General features: G+C 69.1%; 1 protein-coding gene. It reads right to left on the bottom strand.

What is annotated here, in order from left to right; translation table 11 throughout:
• A partial coding sequence (locus ACIQOV_RS37635) for an Ig-like domain-containing protein (RefSeq protein ID WP_401055281.1) occupies positions 1-1,853 on the bottom strand: 1,853 nt, incomplete at its 3' end.
• Positions 1,854-2,390: the final 537 nt, after the last annotated feature.

Genomic DNA, 2,390 nt, shown 5'->3' on the forward strand with positions numbered 1-2,390 from the left:
TTTCCGGTGTTGGTGACCAGGTAGGAGTATGTGACGGTCTGGCCCGCGGTGGAGACGGTCGTCGGGGAGGCGGACTTGGCGATCGTCAGCGCCGGTGTGCCGGTCGCGGTGATCCGGGCGGTTGCGGGGGGTGAGGTGACGGGCGGGCCGCTGGGTGGGGTTCCGTGGGCAGTGGCGGTGTTGGTCACGGTGCCCGCGTCGATGTCCGCCTGGGTGACGGTGTAGGTCGCGGTGCAGGTGGTGGAGGCGCCGGGGGTGAGCGTGGTGACCGGGCAGGTCGCTGTCGGGGAGGTGCCGGTGCCGGAGAACTGGGTCTCGGTCACTCCGATGGTGGTGAGGTCGACGTTTCCGGTGTTGGTGACCAGGTAGGAGTATGTGACGGTCTGGCCCGCGGTGGAGACGGTCGTCGGGGAGGCGGACTTGGCGATCGTCAGCGCCGGAGTCGAGGGCGGTGTCGCCGCGTTGAAGGAGTCCGAGGCCGTGACGGTGACGCCTGCGGTGGTGGTGGCGGTGACCGTGGAGGTGTCGGTCTCCTGGGTGCCGGGTTCCATCGCCGGGATGGTCCCCGTGCAGTCGAACGTCGCGCCCGGCACGAAGGGGCCGGCCCAGGTCGTACCGGTGACCGGGCCGCCCAACGGGGAGAAGTCACAGGACAGGCCGGTGAGGGCCGGGCCGGACGTCGTGCTGTCGGTGACCTCCACGTTGCTCAGCACCAGCGACCCGTTGTTCCTGACGGTCATCGTCACCGGCGTCGGAGTCCCGGCGGGGACGGACTTGCCGGGTGCCGTGTTGTGGTCGCCGTTCGTCGGGCCCTCGTCGGTGGAGAACTTGACGATGGAGAGGTTGTTCCCGCCGCCGGAGTTGTTCCAGTTCGGGTTGTCCAGCGAGGTTCCGGCGTTCTGGCTGGTGCCGTTCCCCATGGCGACCACGACGGTGTCCGAGAACTGCTTGAGGGTGTTGTCCGTGATCGTCACCGGCAGGATCAGCCCGACGCTCGTGTTCGCCGGGACGGTGACGGTGACCGAGATGCCGGTCGGAGTGCACGAGTTGAGGGTGGCCGTGCCGGTGTAGGTGACGTCGTTGCCCAGCGTGTTGGTGGCCGTGTCCAGGTTCTGCTGGGCGATGGTGGACGCGGGATCGGTGGAGTAGGGGAGTGTCAGCCCCGGTACGAACGCCGCGCAGTTGAAGGCCTGGCCGGCCTGGGCGGTGTCCGTGAACGTGGCCGTGGTGGCCGTCGTGCTCGCCGGGGTGTGCATCACCCAGACGATGTTCGTGTCCGGGAAGGCGGTGCCGGTGTAGATGAGCCCGTACTTCTCGGCGTTGGCGGGATTGCGGGGCGGCCACGGCTCGACGACGATCGGGGTGGTGAACGTGACCCCCGCGTTCGTCGTGTAGACGAGGTCCTGCGCGCCGTTGTTGTCGGTCGACAGCTGGGCGCTGATCGTGGTCTGCCCGCAGACGCCCGTGTGCGTCTCGACATAGGCGCCCATGGTGTACGTCACGACGGCGGGCCGGCCGGCGATGGTGGCGGTGCCGATGGCCGCGCCGGTGCCGTCCAGCACGGTCTGCGTGCCGGACGGGAAGTTCGCGAGCTGCGCCGGCATCGTGACCGAGAAGGTGTCACCCGCATGGCTGCCGTCCGGGACGCACCAGGTGATCTGCGTGGTGACGGTCATCCCGGGATGGAGCGGCGCGGACGGCGATCCGGCCCAGGTGGTGGTGATACCGGTGATCGCATTGATCGAAGCGCTGTACGCGGGGGTCTGCGCCCCGTGGATCAGCACGGCCGCGAGCGCGGCCAGCACGACGACGGTCTGTCTGAGGGCAGGCCGCATCATTGCCAGTAGTGGCATTGCTTCTCTCCTAGGAAATCCGGCGAACTCCATCCCGGAGCCGGTCGGCCTCCGACACTGCGGCCGATCGGCTGCGGGTGCGGGGTGTTCACCGTTGAGTCGCGTCGGCCGAATCCTTTCGGCGGCCGTTGAGTGCCTGGTGCGCGTCGGCGCCGGTCACGCTATGGAGCTTCTCGTCATCACCCGCGACCTCCTCGGGGCCGGAACACCTGAAGGGCTCTGCCGGGATCCGGGCCGGCCACACGCATTCGGGCGAACCGGCTTCCGTCCGATTCGCCGAAGCGCGGTGAACGCGCCTCATCGGCATGACGTGGGTCGGCTCGCAGCAGTGCGAGAGGACGCACCGTCACATGCCTGACGCACAGCAGATGGTACGTGTCGGTACAGATCTTCCGGCGATTCTCCTTACCTGGCGCGTCGAGGGCGCGCAAGTCGAGGAGGAAACGCGATCCGGCCCGACCGGCCCGACCGGCCCGCACCGTCGGAGTTGCCGAAGCACCGGGGCCGGGGGGCGAAGGCCGGTGGGGCCGACAGGGG

The organism is Kitasatospora sp. NPDC091257 (assembly GCF_044757675.1).
Lineage (GTDB): Bacteria > Actinomycetota > Actinomycetes > Streptomycetales > Streptomycetaceae > Kitasatospora > Kitasatospora lactacystinica.